Annotated in this window: 22 protein-coding genes and 1 riboswitch; of the genes, 10 read left to right on the top strand and 12 right to left on the bottom strand. The window is 70.1% G+C overall.

Going from position 1 to position 22,341, the window contains the following annotated elements; all coding sequences use genetic code 11:
* The first annotated feature begins 1 nt into the window (after window position 1).
* The 5 genes from radC to MKK70_RS21785 all read left to right on the top strand — a co-directional run bounded on the left by radC (window position 2) and on the right by MKK70_RS21785 (window position 5,072).
* Complete coding sequence (gene radC, locus MKK70_RS21805; RefSeq protein ID WP_409568306.1) at window positions 2–748, top strand: RadC family protein; 747 nt, start codon at window positions 2–4, stop codon at window positions 746–748.
* Between the two features lie 90 nt (window positions 749–838).
* Complete coding sequence (locus MKK70_RS21800; protein ID WP_147726289.1) at window positions 839–2,278, top strand: circularly permuted type 2 ATP-grasp protein; 1,440 nt, start codon at window positions 839–841, stop codon at window positions 2,276–2,278.
* Between the two features lie 83 nt (window positions 2,279–2,361).
* Window positions 2,362–3,306: an alpha-E domain-containing protein gene (locus MKK70_RS21795; protein ID WP_147726288.1), complete on the top strand. Its 945-nt coding sequence runs from the start codon at window positions 2,362–2,364 to the stop codon at window positions 3,304–3,306.
* A gap of 154 nt (window positions 3,307–3,460) precedes the next feature.
* The gene (locus MKK70_RS21790; protein ID WP_147842143.1) at window positions 3,461–4,288 is read left to right on the top strand and encodes a transglutaminase domain-containing protein; all 828 of its coding nucleotides are present in this window, start codon (window positions 3,461–3,463) and stop codon (window positions 4,286–4,288) included.
* Window positions 4,289–4,319: 31 nt separating this feature from the next.
* Complete coding sequence (locus MKK70_RS21785; protein WP_147726286.1) at window positions 4,320–5,072, top strand: peptidase; 753 nt, start codon at window positions 4,320–4,322, stop codon at window positions 5,070–5,072.
* A 199-nt stretch (window positions 5,073–5,271) separates the two neighbouring features.
* On the opposite strand, the gene MKK70_RS21780 is transcribed toward MKK70_RS21785, so the two are convergent.
* Genes MKK70_RS21780 through thiO form a run of 4 tightly spaced genes read right to left on the bottom strand, consistent with a single transcriptional unit; the run spans window position 5,272 to window position 8,136 of the window.
* Window positions 5,272–5,874, bottom strand: coding sequence for a thiamine phosphate synthase (locus MKK70_RS21780; RefSeq protein ID WP_243949841.1), 603 nt, complete (start codon window positions 5,872–5,874; stop codon window positions 5,272–5,274).
* Window positions 5,875–5,896: 22 nt separating this feature from the next.
* A complete protein-coding gene (locus MKK70_RS21775; protein WP_147842141.1) occupies window positions 5,897–6,697 on the bottom strand; it encodes a thiazole synthase in 801 nt (266 codons plus the stop codon).
* A 3-nt stretch (window positions 6,698–6,700) separates the two neighbouring features.
* Complete coding sequence (gene thiS / locus MKK70_RS21770; RefSeq protein WP_243949839.1) at window positions 6,701–6,913, bottom strand: sulfur carrier protein ThiS; 213 nt, start codon at window positions 6,911–6,913, stop codon at window positions 6,701–6,703.
* Window positions 6,910–8,136: a glycine oxidase ThiO gene (thiO, locus tag MKK70_RS21765; protein WP_279603746.1), complete on the bottom strand. Its 1,227-nt coding sequence runs from the start codon at window positions 8,134–8,136 to the stop codon at window positions 6,910–6,912. The genes thiS and thiO overlap by 4 nt, the downstream gene beginning before the upstream one ends.
* Window positions 8,137–8,211: 75 nt before the next feature.
* Window positions 8,212–8,340, bottom strand: a riboswitch (TPP riboswitch).
* Between the two features lie 210 nt (window positions 8,341–8,550).
* On the opposite strand from thiO, the gene MKK70_RS21760 reads away from it, so the two are divergent.
* The gene (locus MKK70_RS21760) at window positions 8,551–9,054 is read left to right on the top strand and encodes a TIGR02281 family clan AA aspartic protease (protein ID WP_243934744.1); all 504 of its coding nucleotides are present in this window, start codon (window positions 8,551–8,553) and stop codon (window positions 9,052–9,054) included.
* A gap of 8 nt (window positions 9,055–9,062) precedes the next feature.
* Here MKK70_RS21760 and MKK70_RS21755 read toward each other — a convergent pair whose 3' ends face one another.
* The 4 genes from MKK70_RS21755 to MKK70_RS21740 all read right to left on the bottom strand — a co-directional run bounded on the left by MKK70_RS21755 (window position 9,063) and on the right by MKK70_RS21740 (window position 15,258).
* Complete coding sequence (locus MKK70_RS21755) at window positions 9,063–10,322, bottom strand: adenylate/guanylate cyclase domain-containing protein (protein ID WP_147842139.1); 1,260 nt, start codon at window positions 10,320–10,322, stop codon at window positions 9,063–9,065.
* A 172-nt stretch (window positions 10,323–10,494) separates the two neighbouring features.
* Window positions 10,495–12,489: an RNA polymerase sigma factor RpoD gene (gene rpoD, locus MKK70_RS21750; protein ID WP_147842138.1), complete on the bottom strand. Its 1,995-nt coding sequence runs from the start codon at window positions 12,487–12,489 to the stop codon at window positions 10,495–10,497.
* 196 nt (window positions 12,490–12,685) lie between these two features.
* On the bottom strand, window positions 12,686–14,596 hold the full coding sequence (gene dnaG / locus MKK70_RS21745; protein WP_147859423.1) for a DNA primase: 1,911 nt from the start codon (window positions 14,594–14,596) through the stop codon (window positions 12,686–12,688).
* Window positions 14,597–14,796: 200 nt separating this feature from the next.
* Window positions 14,797–15,258, bottom strand: a complete 462-nt coding sequence (locus tag MKK70_RS21740) for a GatB/YqeY domain-containing protein (RefSeq protein WP_243937646.1) — start codon at window positions 15,256–15,258, stop codon at window positions 14,797–14,799.
* Window positions 15,259–15,448: 190 nt separating this feature from the next.
* Between MKK70_RS21740 and carA the strand changes: the two genes are divergently transcribed.
* From carA to MKK70_RS21720, 4 genes are all read left to right on the top strand, one after another.
* Window positions 15,449–16,708 carry a glutamine-hydrolyzing carbamoyl-phosphate synthase small subunit gene (gene carA, locus MKK70_RS21735; protein ID WP_147862853.1) on the top strand — a complete coding sequence of 420 codons (1,260 nt, stop codon included), beginning with the start codon at window positions 15,449–15,451 and terminating at the stop codon, window positions 16,706–16,708.
* A gap of 157 nt (window positions 16,709–16,865) precedes the next feature.
* Complete coding sequence (locus MKK70_RS21730; RefSeq protein WP_147728665.1) at window positions 16,866–17,195, top strand: hypothetical protein; 330 nt, start codon at window positions 16,866–16,868, stop codon at window positions 17,193–17,195.
* Window positions 17,195–17,512 (top strand): hypothetical protein, encoded by a 318-nt coding sequence (locus tag MKK70_RS21725; RefSeq protein ID WP_147728666.1) that lies wholly within the window; start codon window positions 17,195–17,197, stop codon window positions 17,510–17,512. Before MKK70_RS21730 ends, MKK70_RS21725 begins: the two co-directional genes overlap by 1 nt.
* On the top strand, window positions 17,509–17,673 hold the full coding sequence (locus tag MKK70_RS21720) for a hypothetical protein (RefSeq protein ID WP_243949837.1): 165 nt from the start codon (window positions 17,509–17,511) through the stop codon (window positions 17,671–17,673). The genes MKK70_RS21725 and MKK70_RS21720 overlap by 4 nt, the downstream gene beginning before the upstream one ends.
* 293 nt (window positions 17,674–17,966) lie before the next feature.
* On the opposite strand, the gene typA is transcribed toward MKK70_RS21720, so the two are convergent.
* The 4 genes from typA to MKK70_RS21700 all read right to left on the bottom strand — a co-directional run bounded on the left by typA (window position 17,967) and on the right by MKK70_RS21700 (window position 22,151).
* The gene (gene typA / locus MKK70_RS21715) at window positions 17,967–19,799 is read right to left on the bottom strand and encodes a translational GTPase TypA (protein WP_147728668.1); all 1,833 of its coding nucleotides are present in this window, start codon (window positions 19,797–19,799) and stop codon (window positions 17,967–17,969) included.
* Window positions 19,800–19,954: 155 nt separating this feature from the next.
* Window positions 19,955–20,302 carry a DUF3325 domain-containing protein gene (locus MKK70_RS21710; RefSeq protein ID WP_243937304.1) on the bottom strand — a complete coding sequence of 116 codons (348 nt, stop codon included), beginning with the start codon at window positions 20,300–20,302 and terminating at the stop codon, window positions 19,955–19,957.
* A complete protein-coding gene (locus tag MKK70_RS21705; protein WP_243949835.1) occupies window positions 20,299–21,837 on the bottom strand; it encodes a PepSY-associated TM helix domain-containing protein in 1,539 nt (512 codons plus the stop codon). The genes MKK70_RS21710 and MKK70_RS21705 overlap by 4 nt, the downstream gene beginning before the upstream one ends.
* The gene (locus MKK70_RS21700; RefSeq protein ID WP_243937300.1) at window positions 21,834–22,151 is read right to left on the bottom strand and encodes an iron transporter; all 318 of its coding nucleotides are present in this window, start codon (window positions 22,149–22,151) and stop codon (window positions 21,834–21,836) included. Before MKK70_RS21700 ends, MKK70_RS21705 begins: the two co-directional genes overlap by 4 nt.
* Between the last annotated feature and the right edge of the window lie 190 nt (window positions 22,152–22,341).

The following is a 22,341-nucleotide window of genomic DNA, read 5'->3' as shown; positions in this document are numbered from 1 at the left end:
CGTGACGGGCCCGGGCGACGCGGCCGAGGGCGGATTGTTCGCCGAGCGGCCGGCCGTCGCGCCGAAGCCCGAGGAGCCGCCGCACTATCTCGGCCACCGCGATCGCCTGCGCGAGCGCTTCGCCAAGCAGGGTGCCGACGCCCTGCCCGACTACGAAATGCTCGAGCTTGCCCTGTTCCGCGCGATCCCGCGGCGGGACGTGAAGCCGCTGGCCAAGGCGCTGATCCGCCGCTTCGGCAGCTTCGCCGAGGTGCTGAGCGCCGATCCGGCCCGGCTCGCCGAGGTCGAGGGCGTCAGCGCCGGCGTGGTCGCCGACCTCAAGTTGATGGAGGCGGCGGGCCGCCGGCTGGCGCGCGGCGCGATCGCCCAGCGCGCGCTGCTCTCCTCCTGGGCCGAGCTCATCGAGTACCTGCGCGCCACTATGGCCTTCGCCACCCGCGAGGAGTTCCGGGTGCTGTTCCTCGACAAGCGCAACCACCTCATCGCCGACGAGATCCAGGGGCGCGGGACCGTCGACCACACGCCGGTCTACCCGCGCGAGGTGGCGCGGCGGTCGCTGGAGCTCTCGGCCACCGCGATCATCCTGGCGCACAACCACCCGTCCGGCGATCCGGCGCCCTCGGCCGCCGACGTGACGATGACGCGCGAAGTGATCGCCATGCTCAGCCCGCTGAAGATCGTGGTGCACGACCACGTCATCCTCGGCCGGTCAGGCCATGCCAGCCTGAAAGGCCTGCGCCTCATCTGACGCGTGTTTGGAACGAGCCCCGAACGAGGCCGTAATCCCTTTGCGTGGCGCGCCTCTTGCCTCTAGCGTGACGGATCTGGGAGAGACTGAATGGCGGCCGTGGCCTTCGACGAGATGACCGCCTTCGCAGGCGCCGCGACGAGTCCCGACGACGTCCGCGAGGCCTACGGTCAGCTGAAGAACTGGCTCGACACGACGCCGGCCGACCACTTCAACACCCGCCGCAGCCAGGCCGAGCTGCTGTTCCGGCGCATCGGCATCACCTTCGCGGTCTACGGCGACAACGAATCGACCGAGCGGCTGATCCCGTTCGACATCATCCCGCGGGTGATCACCAAGCCGGAATGGGGCTTCCTGGAGCGCGGGCTGAAGCAGCGCGTCACCGCGATCAACATGTTCCTGAAGGACATCTACGGCGCGCAGGAATGCATCAAGGCCGGCATCATCCCGGCCGACCTCGTCTACAAGAACGCGCATTACCGCATGGAGATGCGGTCGTTCCGGGTGCCGCACGACCTCTACGTGCACATCGCGGGGATCGACATCGTCCGCACCGGCGAGAACGACTTCTTCGTGCTCGAGGACAACGCCCGCATCCCGTCCGGCGTGTCGTACATGCTCGAGAATCGCGAGGTGATGCTGCGGCTGTTCCCGGACCTGTTCTCCCGCCACCGCGTCGCGCCGGTCGAGAACTATCCGGACGCGCTGCTGGCGACGCTCCGCAGCCTCGCGCCGGCGACGGCGACCCGCGACCCGACCGTCGTGCTGCTGACGCCCGGGCGCTACAACTCGGCGTTCTACGAGCACTCGTTCCTGGCCGACAAGCTCGGCGTCGAGCTGGTCGAGGCGGGCGACCTCTTCACCAAGGACGACGTGGTCTACATGCGGACCACCGAAGGCCCGCGCCGGGTCGACGTGATCTACCGCCGCCTCGACGACGACTTCCTCGATCCGCTGGTGTTCCGGCCGGATTCGATGCTCGGCGTGCCGGGCATCATGAACGCCTACGAGCGCGGCAGCGTGACGCTTGCCAACGCGGTCGGCACCGGCATCGCCGACGACAAGGCGGTCTACAGCTATATGCCGGAGATCGTGAAGTTCTTCACCGGCGAGGAGCCGATCCTGCACAACGTGCCGACCTATCGCTGCCGCGAGAAGGAGGCCTTCTCCTACGTGATGGACAACCTGTCCGAGCTGGTGGTCAAGGAGGTCAACGGCTCGGGCGGCTACGGCATGCTCGTCGGGCCGCACGCGACCAAGCGCGAGATCGAGGAATTCGCCAAGCGCCTGCGCCACGCCCCGGACGGCTTCATCGCCCAGCCGACGCTGTCGCTCTCCACCTGCCCGACCTTCGTCGCCTCCGGGGTGGCCCCGCGCCACGTCGACCTGCGCCCCTTCGTGCTGTGCGGCGCCGACGAGATCCGCATCGTGCCGGGCGGTCTCACCCGCGTGGCGCTGAAGGAAGGATCTTTGGTGGTGAATTCCAGCCAAGGGGGCGGTACGAAGGACACCTGGGTTCTCGACGCGTGATGGCGTGACGCCTGCTTTCACCGAGAACCGCCCAGCGGTGGACGCCCCCGGGCCGAAGCCGAAGAGACCCCAGCGAAACAGCCATGCTCTCCAGGACTGCCGACAACCTCTACTGGCTCTCGCGCTACGTCGAACGGGCGGAGTTCGTCGCCCGCATCCTCGATGCGGCGCATCGCCTGGCCTCGCTGCCGACGAGCTACGGCGGGGGCGAGACCAACGAGTGGGCCTCGGCCCTTGCCTCGGCCGGCGATCCGGAGGTGTTCAAGCCACACTACGACGGCGTGAACGCCGCGACGGTGTGCGACTTTCTCGCCTTCAGCCCCCACAACCCGTCCTCGATCCGCTCCTGCATCGAGAGCGCCCGCGAGAACGCGCGCAGCGTGCGCACCGCGCTCACCACCGAGATGTGGGACACGATCAACGGCGCCTGGCTCGAGCTGCGGTCCTACGAGAAGAAGGACCTCGACCGCGACGCGTTCACGCGCTTCCTCGATTGGGTGAAGGGCATCTCGCTGACCTTCGACGGCTCGGCCTACCGGACGATGCTGCGCAATGACACCTACTGGTTCACGCGCCTCGGCACCGCGATCGAGCGGGCCGACAACACCGCCCGCATCCTCGACGTGAAGTACAAGATCCTGCTGCCGGACACCGAGAAGATCGGCGGCAGCCTCGACTACTTCCAGTGGACGACGATCCTGCGCGAAGTCTCGGCCTTCAACGCCTATCACTGGGTGTATCGCGAGAGCGTCAAGCCGTTGCTGGTCGCCGACCTCCTGATCCTCAACCGGCAGATGCCGCGCTCCTTCGCCAACTGCTACGGCGTCCTCGTCGAGCATCTCGACCTGATCGCCGACGCCTACGGACGCCGCGGCGCCAGCCAGCGCCTGGCGAGCAACCTGCTCGCACGGCTGGAAAGCGAGGAGATCGACCGCGTCTTCGCGTCCGGCCTGCATGAGTTCGTGATCGCCTTCATCGGCGAGAACAACAAGGTCGGCGCCGCCATCGCCGAGCAGTATCTCGGCTAAGGCTCAAGCCCCAGCGGAATACGCGCAGTTCCGCTTCCGCGGTTGCGCGCTCCGTCGGAACGTCGTGTAAAACGTGTGACTCCGGGCGCCGTGGCGTCCATCGCGGGCGCCGTGTCGCCGAGACCGGCGGAGCCAGGACGGGCAGAATCGACGCATGCGCATTCGCGTGGTCCACGAGACCATCTACAGCTACGAGCAACCGGCACGCGGGCTGATCCAGGTCCTGCGGATGACGCCGCGCGACCATGACGGGCAGTACGTCCGGCGCTGGCGGATCGAGCCTTCGGTCGACGGACGGCTTACCGAGCGCGAGGATGGCTACGGCAACGTCGTCCACTGGTTCACGCCGGACCAGGCCTCCGACGCGCTGGTGATTCGCGTCACCGGCGAGGTCGACACCCACGAGACCCACGGCATCGTCCGCGGCGCCGTCGAGCGCCTGCCCGAGACGTTCTACCTGCGCGACACCGACCTCGTGCTGCCGAGCCCGGAGATCCAGGCGCTGTCCGACGCGGTCGCCGGCGCCGGAGACCCGGCCGCCCTCCCCTTCCTGCACCGGCTGATGGCCGCGGTGCACGCGCACATGGCCTACACGCCAGGCCCCGCGAGCGCCGCCGTGCCCTCGCCGAAGGCCTTCGAGGCCGGGGCCGGCGTATGCCAGGACTTCGCCCACGTCTTCATCGCCGCCGCCCGCCACCGGGCGATCCCGGCGCGCTACGTCTCCGGCTACCACCGCCCGGAGGGGAGCGACGCCGAGCAGGAGACGCCGCACGGCTGGGCCGAGGCGCTGGTGCCGGATCTCGGCTGGGTCGGCTTCGATCCGACCACCGGCGACGCCACCACGGAAGCCTATATCCGCGTCGCATCCGGGCTCGACTACCTCGGGGCTGCCCCGATTCGCGGCAGTCGCACCGGCGGCGGCACCGAAACGCTGGACGTGAAGCTCCGGGTGGAGCAAGCCCAGGCGGCACCGCAATCCTGACGCTCCGCGCCTCTTCGAAAAGCCTGATCCCATGACTTACTGCGTCGGCGTCCTCGTCGAGGAAGGCCTGGTGATGATCGCCGACACCCGCACCAATGCGGGGCTCGACGACATCTCGACCTATCGCAAGCTCCATCACTTCAACGTGCCGGGCGAGCGGGTGATGATGCTGGCCTCGGCCGGCAACCTGTCGGTGACGCAATCGGTCCTGAGCCTGCTCTCCGAGGGCGTGCCCGGCGACAACGGCGAGGCCAAGCTGAAGCTCGTCGAGACGACGACGATGTTCGAGGCGGCCCAGCTCGTCGGCCGCGCGATCCGCCACGTGCGCGCGATCGAGAAGGCGGGCTTCGAGGCGGCGAGCCTGCGCTTCTCGGTCTCGCTGCTGTTCGGCGGCCAGATCGGCAGCGAGCCGATGCGGCTGTTCCTGATCTACTCGGCCGGCAACTTCATCGAGTGCAGCACCGATGCACCGTTCCTGCAGATCGGCGAGCACAAGTACGGCAAGCCGATCCTGGACCGGGCGGTGAAGTTCGAGACCGAGCTCTACGACGCCCTCAAGGTCGGACTCGTCTCGATGGATTCGACCATGCGCTCGAATCTCGGCGTCGGCCTGCCGATCGACATCGCGCTGGCGCGCCGCAACGCCCTCGACCTCGAGGTGAATCATCGGATCGAGGCCGGCGAGGGCTACTTCCACGACCTGCGCGAGCGCTGGTCGGCGGCGCTCCGCGCCGCGCATCGGGCGATCCCGCGCCCGCCCTACGGGCCTGCCGCAGCGAAGTAGTTTCTCACGCCGGACATCCTCCAACCGTGAGCCTCACCCTGAGGTGCCGCAGCGAAGCGGAGGCCTCGAAGGAGCCCTGCAGCGCGCGCGCGATTTCTGGAGCCCCCCTTCGAGGTCGCCGACGCGGCACCGCAGGATGAGGTCGAGGGTGGGGACGGGGCTGAATCGGCGAGCGTCGAATTCTGATCCTGCGTAAGGCTCACGGTGGCCCGTCCGAGGCCGCTTCCCAGCCGCGCAACAGTGCCCGAGCTTCGGCGGAAGGGTCGTCGACCCGCATCAGGCCGCCCATCACGGCCACGCCCGCCGCGCCCGCTCGGCGACACGCGGCGGCGGTGGCGACGCCGATGCCACCCAGCGCAACGACCGGGATTCCGATCCGCGCGGCCGTTGCGATGGCGCCGAGGCCGAGGGCGGGACCGTAGCCGGGCTTGCTCGCCGTGGCGAAGACCGGGCTCAGGGTCACGTAATCCGCGTCTTCCGCCGCCTCGACGTCGCGCAGGCCGTGCGCCGAGACGCCGACGAGCGCCGAGGTGCCGAGGCGGCGCCTGGCATCGGCGATGGCGGCACGATCCGTCCCGCCGCCGAGATGGACGCTCGCGCCGAGGGCCGCGGCAAGCTCGAGATCGCCGCCGACCGAGAGCACGCCGCCGGCCTCGCGGACGCGTTCCGCGATGCGCTCCGCCAGCACCCGGCGCTCGGGCGGTGGCAGATCCCTGTCGCGAAACCAGACCCACCGGCACCCGCCGTCGAGCACGGCGGCGATGGTCTCGCCCAGGGGGCGGGGCCCGTGCCGGTCGGTCACCGCAAGGAGCGGCGACGGCAGGCTACGAGCCGACAAGGCCGAGCTGCGGGCTCGACGGCTCGGCCCGGCCGCGGCGCGGGATTCGGCCGGCGCGGTAGGCATCGCGGCCCGCCTGCACGGCGTTGCGCATCGCGCGCGCCATGCGGACGGGATCGTCGGCCTTCGCCACCGCGGTGTTGATCAGGCAGGCGTCGGCGCCCAGCTCCATCGCGATCACCGCGTCGGAGGCCGTGCCAATGCCGGCATCCACGATCACCGGTACGCTCATGCGGCGGCAGATCAACTCGAGGTTGGCCGGATTGGCGATGCCCATGCCGGAGCCGATCAGCGAGCCCATCGGCATCACCGCGGCGCAGCCGATGTCGGCGAGCCGCTGGCAGACGATCGGGTCGTCGTTGCAGTAGGGCAGCACGACGAAGCCGTCGTCGACGAGGTGGCGGCAGGCCTCGATCAGCTCGGCGACGTCCGGGTACAGGGTCTCGCGGTCGCCGATCACCTCGACCTTGATCCAGTTGGTGTCGAGCGCCTCGCGGGCCAGCTCGGCGGTCATGATCGCGTCGCGGGCGGTCTCGCAGCCGGCGGTGTTCGGCAGGAAGCGGCGTCCTTTCAGGATCTTCACGGTGTCCGAGCCGTGGCCCTGCAGCGAGACCCGGCGGATCGAGGCGGTGGCGACCTCGGCCCCGGAGGCCGCGACCGCATCGCGCATGATCACCTGCGTCGGGTAGCCCGCGGTGCCGATGAACAGCCGCGAGCCCAGCGTGACGCCGGCGATCACGAAGGGGTCGTCGGCCTCCGGTCGGAGGGGTGTGAGCGTGTCGACCATCCTCTAGCCTCCCTGCATGGCGCGTATGATCTCGATGCGGTCGCCCTCGGAGATCGGTGTGGTGTCCCAGTCGCGGCGGCGGACGACGCGGCCGTTGAGCGCGATGGCGACGCCCTGCGGATCGGTGCTGCCGGTCTCCTCCGCCGCCTGCGCGAACAGGGCGGCGACGTCGGCGGCCTCGATCTCGCGAGCCTGTCCGTTCACCGTCAGCTTCATGCCGACGCCCTCAGCTCGGCGCCCGGCGCGAACCGCGCCAGCGAGAAGTCCTGCGCGACCGCCGGCATCGCGCCCGTCGTGACGAGGGCGGCGATCGCGTCGGCGGTCACCGGGGCGAGCAGGTAGCCGTTGCGATGGTGGCCGGTGGCGACCACCAGGCCGGGGGCGATCTCACCGAGGATCGGCGCGTCGTCGTCCGAGGTCGGGCGGAACCCGCTCCAGACGGCCTCGACCTCCATCTCCTCAATGCCGGGCAGCACCCGGCGCGCGCCTTCGAGCAGGGCATAGAGCCCGCCGGCGGTGACGCCGGGGCGGAAGCCGCAATCCTCGACCGTCGCGCCGACGACGATGTGGCCGTCGCTCTTCGGCGCCATGTGGACCTGCTCGGTCCAGACCATGTGGGAGAGCGTGCCGGTGCGGGCCGTGGTCTTCAGCGCCAGCGACTGTCCCTTCAGCGGGCGCACGGGCAGGGCGAGGCTTTGCGGCAGCAGGCCGCCCTCGCCGCTCCAGGCGCCGGCGGCGAGCACCACGGTCTCGGCCACGACCACGCCGTCGGCGGTGCGCAGGCCCGCGACGCGGCCGCCCGTGCGTTCGAGGGCGACGACCGGGCTGTTCTCGACGAGCGCCACGCCGGCGGCACGGCACGCCTCGACGAGCGCCGCCATCACCCGGCTCGGGTCGACCTGATGATCGAGCGGGCAGAGCACGCCCGCGGTGACCGAGGGGCGGAGGGCCGGCTCGCGGCGACGCACGTCGGCACCCGCGATCCACTCGGCGGCGACGCCCGAGCGGCGCTGCAGGTCGAAGCGGAAGCGCAGGCGCTCGACCTCGTCGCGCCCGATGGCCAGCACCAGCGTCCCGTCCTCGCGGTAGTCGATGTCGAGGCCGGACGCCGCTTCGAGCTCGGCGCGAAACCCCGGCCAGCGCCGGAGCGAATCAAGCGCCAGCGGCAGCAGCGGGTCGGAGCCGGGCTCGTGCTCGGCCGCCGGCGCCAGCATGCCCGTGGCGGCGAGGCTCGCGCCGGAGCCGATGGTCTCCCGCTCGACCACGACGACGGACCGCCCGGCCTGCGCCAGCCGCCAGGCGATCGACAGTCCGATCAGGCCGCCGCCGACGATCGCGACGTCGGCACGCGCCGGCAGCGGGACGGTTGGCCGGGCGCCGCCGCTCGTCCGGCGCGTCCCGATCGGTGATGCTGCGTGACGACCCGAATGACGACCCAAGTGATCCTCCGCGTGCTGTCGCAGAGACCGGGCCTGACGCTTCATCTGAGAAGCTGGGGCACCCCGTCGTCGAAGACGGCGCCCACGGTCCAATCCCTACGCCGGTGTGAACCGGATCAGGTTCGAAGGATTTCCGCGCCGCGGGCCCTCACGAGCCTGCCAGCGGTTTCTCAGCCCCTTGCCGGGGATCTCCCTGGAACACCGCAGATGTGGTCCCGCCGGTCGCCTCGGTCAACCCCGCGGGCCGATCCCCTCCTGCGGATGCGCGCGATTCGTCGTCGCGCCGAGACGGACCGGAAACCCTGTCGGCAGATGGCCGCGCGGTTCCGTCCGGCGGTGGGCACGCCGCCACGCATCGTTCACCGGCGTCGTGCTCGTCTATGCGTCCTCGATCGGCGGGGGCGAAGGTAGGCGATGCGGACGATCCTGATGCTCTGCCTCGCGGCCGGCCTCGTCGCGGGGGTGCTCGGAGGCATCGGCAACCGCCTGACCAGCCGCAAGGCCGCGGCCCCACCGGTGCCGACGGTGCAACTGGTTGCGTCCGCGCCGACGGCGATCGCGCTCGGCGCCGACCGCAACGGCCACTTCCTCGCTGACGCGCTGGTCGACGGGCGATCGCTGCGCATGATGGTGGACACCGGGGCCACGACGTGCAGCTTTGCGGAAGAGGATGCCGCCCGCCTCGGCATCGTCGTCGGGCCGCGGGACTTCACGCGCCCGGTGATGACCGCCAACGGGACGATCCGCGTCGCACCGGTGCGGATCGGCACGATCCGGATCGGGCCCGTCACCGTGCGCGACGTCGAGGCCGTGATCGTCCCGAGCGGACGCCTCGGCACGAACCTCCTCGGCATGTCGTTCCTGAAGCGCGTGCGCGACTTCAGCATCGCCGGCGGGACGATGACGCTGCGGGGCTGAGGCCCGCCTCAGCCCTGGCCGCGGTGCGGCTTCGGGCGCGGACGATAGACCATCATCGGCTCGGCGAACCCGTCGAGCACGTGCTCGCCGAGCGGCACCGGATCGCCCCACAGGAAGTCGACGAAGGGCTTCGACATCAGCAGCGGCTCGCCGAGCGTCTTGTTGAGCCGGGCGATGCGGCTCGCCATGTTCACGTCGCGGCCGATGACCGTGAAGTCGAGGCGCGTGCCCGAGCCGACGTTGCCGTAGGCCGCCTCGCCGTGATGGAGCGCGATGCCGGCCATCATCGGCACTGTGAATTGGTGGAGGGTGTTGGCCTCCTCCAGCGCCGCGAGCGCACTTTGTGCCGCCGTCAGCGCCCCCTTGGCGGCGCCGCCGAGGTCGTCACCCGGCTCGCGGAAGATGGCGAGCAGGCCGTCGCCGAGATACTTCAGCACCTCGCCGCCCTCCCGCTCGATCGGCGGCACGAGACAGTCGAAGAAGATGTTGAGCAGGTCGACCGCCTCTTCCGGCGTCATGTTCGCCGAGATGCGGGTGTAGTCGCGCATGTCGGCGAACAGGATCGCCGAGCGGATGCGCTTCACCTGCCCGCGGCGGATATCGCCCGACAGGATGGCGCGGTGCGGCTCGTCGCCGACGTAGATGCGCAGCACCGTGTCGAGCTGCTTGGTGACGATCCGCATCTCCATCACCGCGGCCAGGGCCGGCATGATGAAGCGCAGGATCGCCACGTCCTCGTCGCGGAATCCGTCCGGGTCGCGGGTGGCGAAGGTGATGCCGTTATGCGTGCCGTTGGTGAAGAACAGCGGCACCACGATGTAGTGGCGGTAGCCGGCGGCCCTCAGGTCGGGGATCACCGAGTAGGCGTCGTCCGGCGTCTCGGCGAGGTCGAGGATCAGCCATTCGCCGTCCTCGTGCACCTTGCGGAACGGGCTCGCCGCGTAGGCGCGCTCGGAGGCTTCGCCGTGCGGGAACAGGCGCACCGTCGTGCCGGACTCGCGCGTCCAGATGCGGCCGATGCCGGAATATTCCGAGTGCAGCGTATCGATCGCCGTCGAGGTCCGGTCCACCGGAACGCCGACCGCGTTGAGGCGCTCGGCGAAGCCCGCGATCAGGTCGTCGGGCTCGGGCAGGCGGGCGCCCTCGCTCAGCAGCCAGTCGCGGATCGCGACGCAATCCTGCAGCGCGCCGAACGGCACGTCGTCCGCCTCCGAGCCGTCGGCTGCGGCGGTCGGCGGCACGGGTGGATGCTGGCGACGCTCAAGCATACGGCCAAGGTGGGTTCACGAACCGCCAAAGCAAGGTTCCGGCTGACGATGGCGAGATCGATCCGGATCGAAGACCATCATCCCTTCGCCGCCTGGAACGCGAGATCGCGCCGCGAGCACGGCGCGATCCGACGATCGCATTCGGCGAATTCGAGAATGGCGTATCCGACGCTCAGTTGTCCAGGAAGCTCCGCAGCTTCCGGCTCCGGCTCGGATGCTTCAGCTTGCGCAGGGCCTTCGCCTCGATCTGGCGGATGCGCTCGCGGGTCACCGAGAACTGCTGGCCGACCTCCTCAAGGGTGTGGTCGGTGTTCATGCCGATGCCGAAGCGCATGCGGAGCACCCGCTCCTCGCGCGGGGTCAACGAGGCGAGGACGCGCGTCGTGGTCTCGCGGAGGTTGCTCTGGATCGCCGCGTCGATCGGCAGGACGACGTTCTTGTCCTCGATGAAGTCGCCGAGGTGGCTGTCCTCCTCGTCGCCGATGGGCGTCTCGAGGGAGATCGGCTCCTTGGCGATCTTCAGGACTTTTCGGACTTTCTCGAGCGGCATAGCCAGCTTCTCGGCCAGCTCCTCCGGGGTCGGCTCGCGGCCGATCTCGTGCAGCATCTGGCGGGACGTCCGGACGATCTTGTTGATCGTCTCGATCATGTGCACCGGGATGCGGATGGTGCGCGCCTGGTCGGCGATCGAGCGGGTGATCGCCTGGCGGATCCACCAGGTGGCGTAGGTCGAGAACTTGTAGCCGCGGCGGTACTCGAACTTGTCGACCGCCTTCATCAGGCCGATGTTGCCCTCCTGGATCAGGTCCAGGAACTGCAGACCGCGGTTGGTGTACTTCTTGGCGATCGAGATCACGAGGCGGAGGTTGGCCTCGATCATCTCCTTCTTGGCCTGGCGGGCTTCGCGCTCGCCCTTCTGGACCATGTTGACGATCTTGCGGTACTCGCCGATCTCCAGGCCCGTCTCGGAGGCGAGCGTCAGAATCTGTTCGCGCAGGTCCGAGACCTGCTTCGAGCCCTTCTCGACGAGGTTCTTCCAGCCCTTGCCGCCGAGCGTCCCGACGCGGGTCATCCAGTTCGGGTCGAGCTCCCAGCCCTGGTAGTGGCGCAGGAACTCGTCGCGGGCGACGCCGTGGCTCTCGGCGTAGCGCATCAGCCGGCCCTCATGCGAGATGAGGCGCTTGTTGATGTCGTACAGCTGCTCGACCAGGGCCTCGATGCGGTTGTTGTTCAGCGACAGCGACTTCACGTCGGCGACGACGGTGTCCTTGAACTCGGCCTGCTTCTTTTCCTGGGCCGGCGTGGTCTTCTCGCTGTTCGCCTTGCGCTCGGTCTCCTCGTTCTGGAGCTTGCGCAGCTTGCGGTAGTTGTTGGCGATCGCGTCGAACGTCTCGAGCACGCGCGGCTTGATCTCGGCTTCCATCGCCGCGAGCGAGACGTTGTTCTCCATGTCGTCGTCGTCGTCGCCGCCCTCGGGCGTCGGCGCTTCCGGCTCGGCATCCTCGCCTTCGGCGGCCGCCTCCGCGATCTGCGGGTTCTTGCCGTCGGGGCCGGCATAGGTCGCTTCGAGATCGATGATGTCGCGCAGCAGCACCTTGCCGTCGACGAGCTCGTCGCGCCAGATGATGATCGCCTGGAAGGTCAGCGGGCTCTCGCACAGGCCGGCGATCATCGCCTCGCGCCCGGCCTCGATCCGCTTGGCGATGGCGATCTCGCCCTCGCGCGACAGCAGCTCGACCGAGCCCATCTCGCGCAGGTACATCCGCACCGGATCGTCGGTGCGGTCGGTCGGCTCCTTGGTCGCGGTGACGACGGCGACGGCGCGCGTCGGGGCGACCTCGGCCACCTCCGTGCCCTCGGCGCTCTCCTCGTCGTCCGACGCCTCGCCATTGGCCGGCTTGTCGGCGGCAGCCTCGTCGGTCTCCTCGGCCTCGACGACGTTGATGCCCATCTCGGAGAGCTGGGACAAGACGTCCTCGAGCTGGTCGGGGTCGGACTGCCCCTCGGGGAGGACCTCGTTGACCTCCTCGTAGGTGATGTAGCCGCGCTTCTTGGCGAGCTTCACCATCCGCTTGACCGAAGCATCCGTCAGGTCGAGGAGCGGCCCATCGGTCTGCTCTGCCGGAGCGGTGTCCGTCTCGTCCCGTTCCGTTGCCTTCGTCGCCATGATCAGCCTATTGTTTCGGCGCGCCACGATGCGGGGGCCTTTCGGCCACGCCGCGCCGTTGGCGCCGCAATGCGTGTGAGACCCGGGCGAACCGCTTCGACCGCGTCGTATTATCGAGTTCGGTATGCAAGCGAGACGCTTGACCGATTGTTAACCATGCCGCGAAGGCGTGTCGTATTCCGCCATCGCACAGGCCCTACGACACAGTCGAGTCGTTCGTGTCCTGCAGGTCCGCCTCGGTCTCCGCTCCCGCGATCACCGCCAAGCGCTCCTTGACGTCGCACAGCCAAGCGAAGTTCGCCTCTGTTTCTTCTTCGACGAGCGCCCGTTCCGCCTGTCGGAGTTCGCTATTTAGCGCGCCGGCCTTGCGGTGCAAGATCACGGCCTGCCGCAAAGCGTCCTCCAGCTTGACAAGATCGGCGTGCGGATCGAGGGCCCAGCGGTCGCCCGGGCGCACCCGTGCCGCCAGCCGCGCGCTCGCCGCCTCGAGACCGGCCCGCGCCAGCCGATTCTCGACCACCGCCACGTCCGGGTCCGCCGCGTCGGCGGCGCGGTCGAGCAGAACCGAGCGCAGGGCCACCGCATCCGCGTCCTCGAGATCGAGGGCGGCGAGATCCTCGGCTTCGAGCCCGAGCAGCTCGGGATGCACGAGGAGGCTCGCCACGATCATCGCCTCGCGCGAGCCGCCGCTGCCGGAGAAGCCGTTCGAGCGGGCGAGGCCCGCGCTCGGCCCGGCCGTCAGCCGCGGCGAGGGCGGCGGATCGCCGGGACGCGGCTTGCGGACGTAGGCATTCGGCCGCCCGCCCGGCTGGTAGGCGCCGCGCTGCTGCGTCGCGCCGCGCGGCGAGAGCCCGCGCAACCGCTCCTCGATCTCGTCGCGGTAGTAGCCCCGCACCGTCTCGTCGCGGATGCCGGCGACGAGGCCGCGCAGCGTCTTGGCCAGGCCCGCCCGGCGCTCGGGCGTGTCGGTCGAGCCGGTCTCGACGGCGCGGCTCCACAGCATCTCGACCAGGGGCTTGGCCGCCTCGACCACCTTGTCGATCGCGTCCGAGCCGCCCGAGCGCAGCAGGTCGTCCGGGTCCTGGCCCTCCGGCAGCATCGCGAATCGCAGCGACCGGCCCGGCTCCAGCATCGGCAGCGCCACGTCGAGGGCGCGGAAGGCGGCGCGCTGCCCAGCGCCGTCGCCGTCGAAGCACAGCACGGGCTCGTCGGCATGCCGCCACAGCAACGCCAATTGCTCCTCCGTCAGCGCGGTGCCGAGCGGAGCGACGGTGTTGGCATGGCCCGCCATCGTCATCGCGATGACGTCGACGTAGCCCTCGACAGCGATGATCGTGCCGCGATCGTGGGCGGCCTTCCGCGCCCGGTTCAGGTTGTACAGCACCTGCCCCTTGTGGAAGAGCGGCGTCTCGGGCGAGTTCAGGTACTTCGCCTTGGCGTCCGCCTGCATCGCCCGGCCGCCGAAGGCGATCACCCGGCCGCGCACGTCGGCGATCGGGAAGATGATGCGGTCGCGGAACCGGTCGTAGGGAACGGCGATGTCGTCGCCGGTCACCAGCAGGCCGAGCTCGCCCATCAGCGCCTTGTCGACGTCCTTGCCCGCCAAGTGGTCGCGCAGGCCGTAGCGGTCGGCCGGCGCGTAGCCGAGGCGGAAGCTCCGGCGGATCTCGGGGCCGAGCTCGCGCCGGTCGAGATAGGCGCGGGCGGCCGCGCCCGCGGGCGAGGCCAGCCGCTCCTCGAACCACGCGGTGGCCAGCTCCATCACCTCGATCGCGCCGCGGCGCTTGGTCTCCATCTCGCGGGTGTCGGCGGTGGGAGCCGGCAACGTCACGCCGGCGTCGGCGGCGAGCCGCTCGACGGCTTCCGGGAAGCTCAGCCCTTCGGTCTCGATCAGGAAGCTGAAGATGTCGCCGTGCTTGCCGGACGAGAAGCAGTGGTAGAACTGCTTCTGGTCGTTGACGTAGAAGGACGGCGTCTTCTCGGCGTTGAACGGCGACAGCCCGCGCCACTCGCGCCCGGCCTTCTTCAGCTTGACCCGCCGGCCGACCACGTCGGAGGCGGGAAGCCGGTTGCGGATCTCTTCGAGGATGTGGGGCGGGTAGCGCACGGAGATGCGGGACTCGAATGTCGTTGGCCGCCGAGTATAGCGCTTTCGGTCCTAACGAGTCCTCCGGGTCGAATCGCCCGATCCAGGCGGCCGGCCGACGCGCCGGATCGACCCTTCGATCGTAACGACTCGCCGCGTCGACGCGGGGCTGCGTGCCAACGCGGAAGCGCGCAGAAAGGACCTCCGTGCCTGAGGTGCCCTCACGCCTTGGCGTTCAGCGCCGCCTTTACCAGCCCGCTCGCCTTCGCGAAGTCCATGCGGCCGGCATAGGCGCCCTTCAGCACGGCGATCACCTTGCCCATGTCCTTCGGGCCGGCGGCGCCCGCCTCGGCGATCGCGGCGTCGACGGCCGCCTTGGTCTCGGTCTCGTCCATCTGCCGGGGCAGGTAGCCCTCGATGATCGCGATCTCGGCGCGCTCGTTCTCGGCGAGCTCCGGCCGGCCGCCCTGCTCGTAGACGGAGGCCGATTCGGCGCGCTGCTTGATCATCTTCTGCAGCAGCGCCAGGATCTCGTCGTCGGTCGCCGGCTCCTTGCCGAGCCCGCGCGCCTCGATGTCCTTGTCCTTCAGCGCCGCCTGGATCATGCGGATCGTGGCGAGCTTGGCCTTCTCGCCGGCCTTCATGGCCTCCTTCATCTCGGTGGTGAGGCGGGCGCGCAGCATCGATGTTGTCCTTGTTGTGCAGAAACGGGTGGCTGGCCTGCGGTTTGCAGCGATTGAGCCGCCTTCGACGCGGCCCCACATTGACCCCATCGCCGCGGGCTCGATAAGACCGCGGCACACGATCATCAGCCGCCCGCTCGCGCCGTCTCGACGGCGCCGGTCGAGGCCGGACATAAGCGAGATCACGCCGATGCTGCAAGACAGCGCTTCCGCGCCGAAAGACGGCGCCGCCGCTCAGGCGCGCCCCGCCCCCGCCCCCTGGGCCGAGCCCGTCGCAACCGCCCTGCTGGTTCTGGCCGACGGCACCATCCTCGAAGGCTTCGGCATCGGCCAGACCGGGATCGCCGACGGCGAGGTCTGCTTCAACACAGCGATGACCGGCTACCAGGAGATCCTGACGGATCCGTCCTATGCCGGGCAGATCGTCACCTTCACCTTCCCGCATATCGGCAACACCGGCACCAACGACGAGGACCTCGAGAGCCTCGACGCGGCCCCGGCCTCGGGCGTGCGTGGCACGGTGATCGCCTCGGCCGTGACGCAGCCGTCGAGCTGGCGCTCGTCGTCCCACCTCGATGCGTGGCTGAAGGCCCGCGGCATCCTCGGCATCACCGGGATCGACACCCGCGCGCTGACCGCCCGCATCCGCGACCACGGCATGCCGAACGCGGTGATCGCCAACGACCCCCAGGGCAACTTCGACCGCGAGGCCCTGAAGGCGCGCGCCGCCGCGCTGGCGCCGATGGAAGGTCTCGACCTCGTGCCCCCGGTCACCAGCCGCGAGCGCTCCGACTGGAGCGAATCGACCTGGACGGTGAAGGCCGGCTACGGCCGCGGCGTTCCGGGCGAGGGCCTGCGCGTCGTCGCGATCGATTACGGGGTGAAGCGCAACATCCTGCGGCTGCTGGCCGAGGCCGGCTGCTCGGTCACGGTCGTGCCGGCCACCACCAGTGCGGCCGACATCCTGGCGTTGAAGCCCGACGGCGTCTTCCTCTCGAACGGCCCCGGCGATCCGGCGGCGACCGGCGAGTACGCCGTCCCGGTGATCCGCGAGCTGCTCGCTGAGAAGGTGCCGACCTTCGGCATCTGCCTCGGCCATCAGCTGATGGGGCTCGCGCTCGGCGGCCGCACGGTGAAGATGGGCCAGGGCCATCACGGCGCGAACCATCCGGTCAAGGACAAGACCACCGGCAAGGTCGAGATCGTCTCGATGAACCACGGCTTCGCCGTCGATCCGGCGAGCCTGCCGGAGACCGCGGTCGAGACCCACGTCTCGCTGTTCGACGGCTCGAATTGCGGTCTGACGCTCACCGACCGGCCTGCCTTCTCGGTGCAGCACCACCCGGAAGCCTCGCCGGGCCCGCGCGACAGCCACTACCTGTTCGAGCGGTTCGTGACGCTGATGCGCTCGGGCACGCCGGAATCCCGCAAGCCCGAGACGGCCGCCTGATCGACCGGTTCCGCCGCCCTCGCGACGCCGTAGACGCCGCGTTGCGCCATGTGGCGGGCGGGGCGCGTGACGATCGCGCCCGGCGGTCGGAAGCAACCGCCGCCTGCCGTCGGTGTTGTTGGTCCACACGATGGATCGACAGCCCGAAAGGCGCATCATGGCCGAGCACGACGCAGACCGCCCCTCGCTGAAGGGGTTTTCCGCGAACGCGGACCGCAACGGGCAGGATCTCGGGCAGGATTCGCCCCTCGACGTCGGCAGCCCGGCCCGGACCCAGGCCGATCTGAAGGGCGACCCGGCGGGCGAGGCCGAGACCGCGCGGATCGCCTCGGGTATGCCGAGCGAGGACGCGACCGACCAGACCGAGGCCGAGACGCCGGCCGAGAACCTGCGGGCGATCCGCGGCGAGGGTCAGCCGGGCGCCTCCGCCTCCGAGGCGATCGACCGTGCCACCGCGCCGGTCGGCCACGACGACGGCAAGCGCTGATGGCCCGCGACACGGACGAGGCCTCGCAGACCGTCACCCGCAAGCCGGACGATCAGGTCGGCAGCAGCGGCGAGCCCGCGGCCGGCGGCGGCGGCCACACCGCCGAGCAGTCGGCGATCACCGACATGGGCACGGGCGGCAAGTCCGACCCCGAGCGCAAGTCCGACTGGAAGCAGGGCGGCGAGCCCGGCCGCGCTCCGCCGACGCCCGGCGGTTCGTCGGGCGGGCATTCCGACCAGAAGGCGTCGCGCGGCCCGCAGGCCGACGAGACCGTCGCCTCCGGGCATTACAAGGCCGAGCGCGAGGAGGGCGAATGAGCGATCACGACAATCCGACGGACGAGACGCCGGACACGAAGAAGCCCGCGAATTCCGCACCCGACGCGGTGATGGACCCGAACGAGAAGACCGAGGGCCATCCGGGCATGGGGCCGAAGGGCGGCGGCACTGACAAGGATACCGACCCGGGCGGCGGGTGAGAGTCGCCGCCGGAGCCCTCCTCTTGTCGGGAGCCCTCGCTCCCTCGTCGCGGCAGTCGCACCTTCCCTCCCCCCTCTGCGGGGGAGGGTGGGCCTCGCGTGAGCGAGGGTCGGGAGAGGGGAGCGACCTCTCCGAACAGCGCGCTCCCCTCTCCCGACCCGCTTCGCGGGCCGCCTCCCCCGCGGAGGGGGGAGGGAGCTGCCCCTATTTCGATAGCGTCACGATTTCGACCCAACGAAAAAGGGCCGGGCGATCGCCGCCCGGCCCTTCGTATTCCGATCCTTATGGATCCTCAGCTCGCGCTGCTCGCCGCTCCGCCCGAGCGCTCGAAGCGCTTGCGGTCGTTCGGATCGAGGTGGGTCTTGCGCAGGCGGATCGACTTCGGGGTGACTTCCATCAGCTCGTCGTCCTGAATCCAGGCGAGCGACTTCTCCAGCGTCATCCGGATCGGCGGGGTCAGGCGCACGGCCTCGTCCTTCGAGGTGGTGCGGATGTTGGTGAGCTTCTTGCCCTTGAGCACGTTCACCTCGAGGTCGTTCTCGCGGTTGTGCTCGCCGATGATCATGCCCTGGTAGACCTTGGCGCCGGGCTCGATCATCATCGGGCCGCGGTCCTCGAGGTTCCACATGGCGTAGGCCACGGCCTCGCCCTTGTCGTTCGAGATCAGCACGCCATTGCGGCGGCCGGCGATCTCGCCCTTGAAGGGCTCGTAGGCCTTGAACAGGCGGTTCATGATCGCCGTGCCGCGCGTGTCGGTCATCAGCTCGCTCTGGTAGCCGATGAGGCCACGGGTCGGTGCGTGGAAGACGAGGCGCAGGCGATCGCCGCCCGACGGACGCATCTCGATCATCTCAGCCTTGCGCTCGGACATCTTCTGCACGACGACGCCCGAGTACTCCTCGTCGACGTCGACCACGACCTCCTCGATCGGCTCGAGGATGCCGCCGTCCTCGTCCTTCGAGAGCACGACGCGGGGACGCGACACGGCGATCTCGAAGCCCTCGCGGCGCATGGTCTCGATCAGGATCGCCAGCTGCAGCTCGCCGCGACCAGAGACGAAGAAGCTGTCCTTGTCGGCGGCCTCCTCGATCTTCAGCGTGACGTTGCCCTCGCCCTCCTTGAACAGGCGGTCGCGGATCATGCGGCTGGTGACCTTGTCGCCCTCGGTGCCGGCGAGCGGCGAATCGTTGACGATGAAGGACATGGTGACGGTCGGCGGATCGATCGGCTGGGCCTGGATCGGGGTCTCGACCTGCGGGTCGCAGAACGTATCGGCGACGGTGCCCTTCACGAGGCCGGCGATGGAAACGATGTCGCCCGCCTCGCCGACGTCGATCGGCGCCCGCTCGAGGCCGCGGAAGGCGAGGATCTTCGAGACGCGGCCGGTCTCCACGAGCTTGCCCTCGCGGTCCATCACCTTGATCGCCTGGTTCGGCTTCACGGTGCCGGAGGCGATGCGGCCGGTGATGATGCGGCCGAGGAACGGGTTGGCTTCGAGCAGGGTGCCGAGCATCCGGAACGGGCCTTCCTCGACGCGGGCCTGCGGCACGTGCTCGAGCACGAGATCGAACAACGGCGCGAGCCCTTCGCTCTGATCGCCGTCCGGCGTCGTGGCCATCCAGCCGGCGCGGCCGGACCCGTAGAGGATCGGGAAGTCGAGCTGGTCGTCGGTGGCGTCGAGCGCCGCGAACAGGTCGAACACCTCGTTCACCACTTCGGTGATGCGGGCGTCGGGACGATCGACCTTGTTGATCGCCACGATCGGGCGCAGGCCGATCTTGAGGGCCTTGCCGACCACGAACTTGGTCTGCGGCATCGGGCCTTCGGCCGCGTCCACCAGCACGATCACGCCGTCGACCATCGACAGGATGCGCTCGACCTCGCCGCCGAAGTCGGCGTGGCCGGGGGTGTCGACGATGTTGACGCGGGTATCCTTCCAGACGACCGAGGTCGCCTTGGCCAGGATGGTGATGCCGCGCTCCTTCTCGAGGTCGTTCGAGTCCATCGCCCGTTCCTCGACCCGCTGGTTGTCGCGGAAGGAGCCGGACTGCGACAGCAGCTTGTCGACGAGCGTCGTCTTGCCGTGGTCGACGTGGGCGATGATGGCGATGTTGCGCAGCTTCATGGTGTTTCCGAAGCGAGTAGAACCCGCCACGGGACGGACCGCGATTGCAGTCGGCCACGCCGGGTCGAGAACGGGTTCGAGCTATTGCGCCGCAATATAAGGAGTCGGCCTCGGCGGCAAGGGGGCAGCGGTTCTGCGGTGATCGCGAGCCCTGCTCAACCGTTCAGGGCGAGCGGCAGCGCCACGAGCGCGATCGGTAGCGCCAGCAACGCCGCCGGGCGGAGCCAGCCCGGGCGGTAGGACAGGAAGGCGACCACGAGCAGCGCCGCGCCGGTCAGGGCGCCGATCCATTGCACCGGACCGAAGTTCCAGCCTTCCAGCGCCACCGCCGCCACGAAGGAGAGGCCGATGCCGGCCCAGCCGGCGATGCGCAGGGTCCGGGCGCGGGCCGCGCCGGGACGCACCAGGAAGGCGTCGCGATGGTGACGGTCGAGGCTGAGCGCCAGCGCCGACAGTCCGGCGAAGCACAGGGCGAGGTTGAGGCCGACGACGATGGCGGTCACGCGCGCAGGGCCTCCCCGCCCGTGATGCCGGCGTCCGCCCGGAGCGCCGGCCGGAGCCGCGCCTGCCCCGCCTTCCGCGCGGCGAGCCCGAGGAGGATGCCGAGGGCGATCATCGCGGCGTCGAAGCCGAGGAAGCGCGTCTCGCCGGCGAGCGGATGCAGGCCGGTGGTGAGCGCGCCGACGACCGGCACCGCCAGGAACAGGCCTCCGACCAGCCCGAGGCCTTCGCGCCAGACCGATCCGGCCGGGCGGAGGGCGCCGGCGACCGCCACCAGCGCCCAGGCGCCGAAGAACGTTCCGACCTCCCAATCCGCGCGGGCGGCAAGGTCGAGCGGCAGCAGGCGGTTGGCCAGGAAGTAGGCGGCGATTCCGGCGGGCAGGCCGACGATGGTCCCGACGTTGAGCGTCCGCACCAGCCGCAGGCCGAAGCCTTCCGCCTCCGCCCCTTGCGGCGCCCGCGCCACGGCCCACAGCACGAGCCCGGTGGCGACGGTGGCGGCGCCCATCACCCCGCACAGGAAGAACAGCACGCGCAGGGCCGCGCCGGCGAAGTGCCCCTCGTGCAGCCCGAGCATGACGGTCGAGGTCTTGGCCGCGGCGCGGGTCGCGCCGTTGCTGCCGAGCATCGCCCCGGTCGCGCCGTCGAACGCGATCTGCGGATGCTCGTGGGCAAGCCCGTGCGGCTCCTCGAAGACCGCAAGCACGGAGGGCGTCGCGTCGGCGGGGTTGAAGACGGAGACCCCTTCCGGCGCCTCGCCCCTGGCGGCGATGCCCCGCGCGACCATGCCGGAGAGCGGCGCCAAGGTGCCGGGCTTCCCGGACGGGGCGCGCAGCTCCGGCATCAGCCCGCTGTCGACGTAGAAGCGCATCTCGTCGCCCTTGTAGGCGGAGACGACGCCCCACGGCATGTACATCGGCGCGAGGGTGACGAGGCCGGAATAGGTGATCATCAGGTGGAACGGCAGCGCGAGCACGCCGAACACGTTGTGCGCATCGAGCCAGCCGCGCTGCGAGCGACGCCGCCGGAAGGTGAAGAAGTCGGCGAAGATCCTGCGGTGGGTGACGATGCCCGAGACTAGCGCCACCAGCATCACCAGCGCGCAGGTGCCGACGATCCAGCGGCCCCAGAGCGGCGGCATGCCGAGCTCGAAATGGAAGCGGTAGAGGAAGTCGCCGCCGCGTGTGTCGCGGGCCTTGGTCGGCGTCCCGGTGGCGGGATCGAGCAGGGCCTGATGGAACGGGCCTTCCAGGCTCTTCCACCACATCACGCCGATCAGCGGCTTCTCGGGCTTCGGCAGCTCGATGTACCAGCCGGTGGCGTCGGGCATCGCCCTCTGCAGGTAGGCGGCGGCGAGGTCGGCGGAGCGGGCCGGGTCGCTCGCGGTCTCGGCGAGCTCCGGCCGCATCCACTGCGAGATCTCGGTCCGGTAGTAGCTCGCAGTGCCGGTGACGAAGACGCAAAACAGCACCCAGCCGACGACGAGGCCGGACCAGGCGTGCAGCCACGCCATCGATTGGCGAAAACCCTGCCTCATGCGGCACCGACCGCGGCGAAGCCGCCGGCGAGCCAGAGCCCGCCGCCGAGGACGGCCGCGAGCCCGGCGACCGTCAGGGCGGCACGGCCGAGCGTCGGCGCGGCGAAGACGTAGATCACCACGGCGACCATCACCGCGAAGCTCAGGAGGGTCGCCGTCGCGACCGCCTCGGAGCGGACGAGCGGCAGCGTCAACGACAGCAGGGCGGTCAGCAGCGCCGCCACCGCGTAGCCGCCGGCGACCGCGAGCACGATCCGCCCCACGACCGCGAGGCGGTAGGCCGGACGGCGGCGTGCGTCCTTCTGCGGTGCCATCGGGCCGACTCCACGGGGCTTCACGCCCTCGAAGGGCGGCGTTCCGTGCCGGGGGTAGCAAGGCGCCCTGCGGCCGCGCAACCGCTATGTTTCAGAACCATTCCAGTTCTCGCCCAACGGTTTAGCTGCCGTCGACGACGGGATTGCGGGGTGCGTCTCGAACGTGCGTGACCATCGGCGGGCGACAAGG

The organism is Methylobacterium sp. E-041, assembly GCF_022829665.1.
Classification (GTDB): Bacteria; Pseudomonadota; Alphaproteobacteria; order Rhizobiales; family Beijerinckiaceae; genus Methylobacterium.
This window is presented reverse-complemented; position numbering and strand designations above follow the sequence as displayed.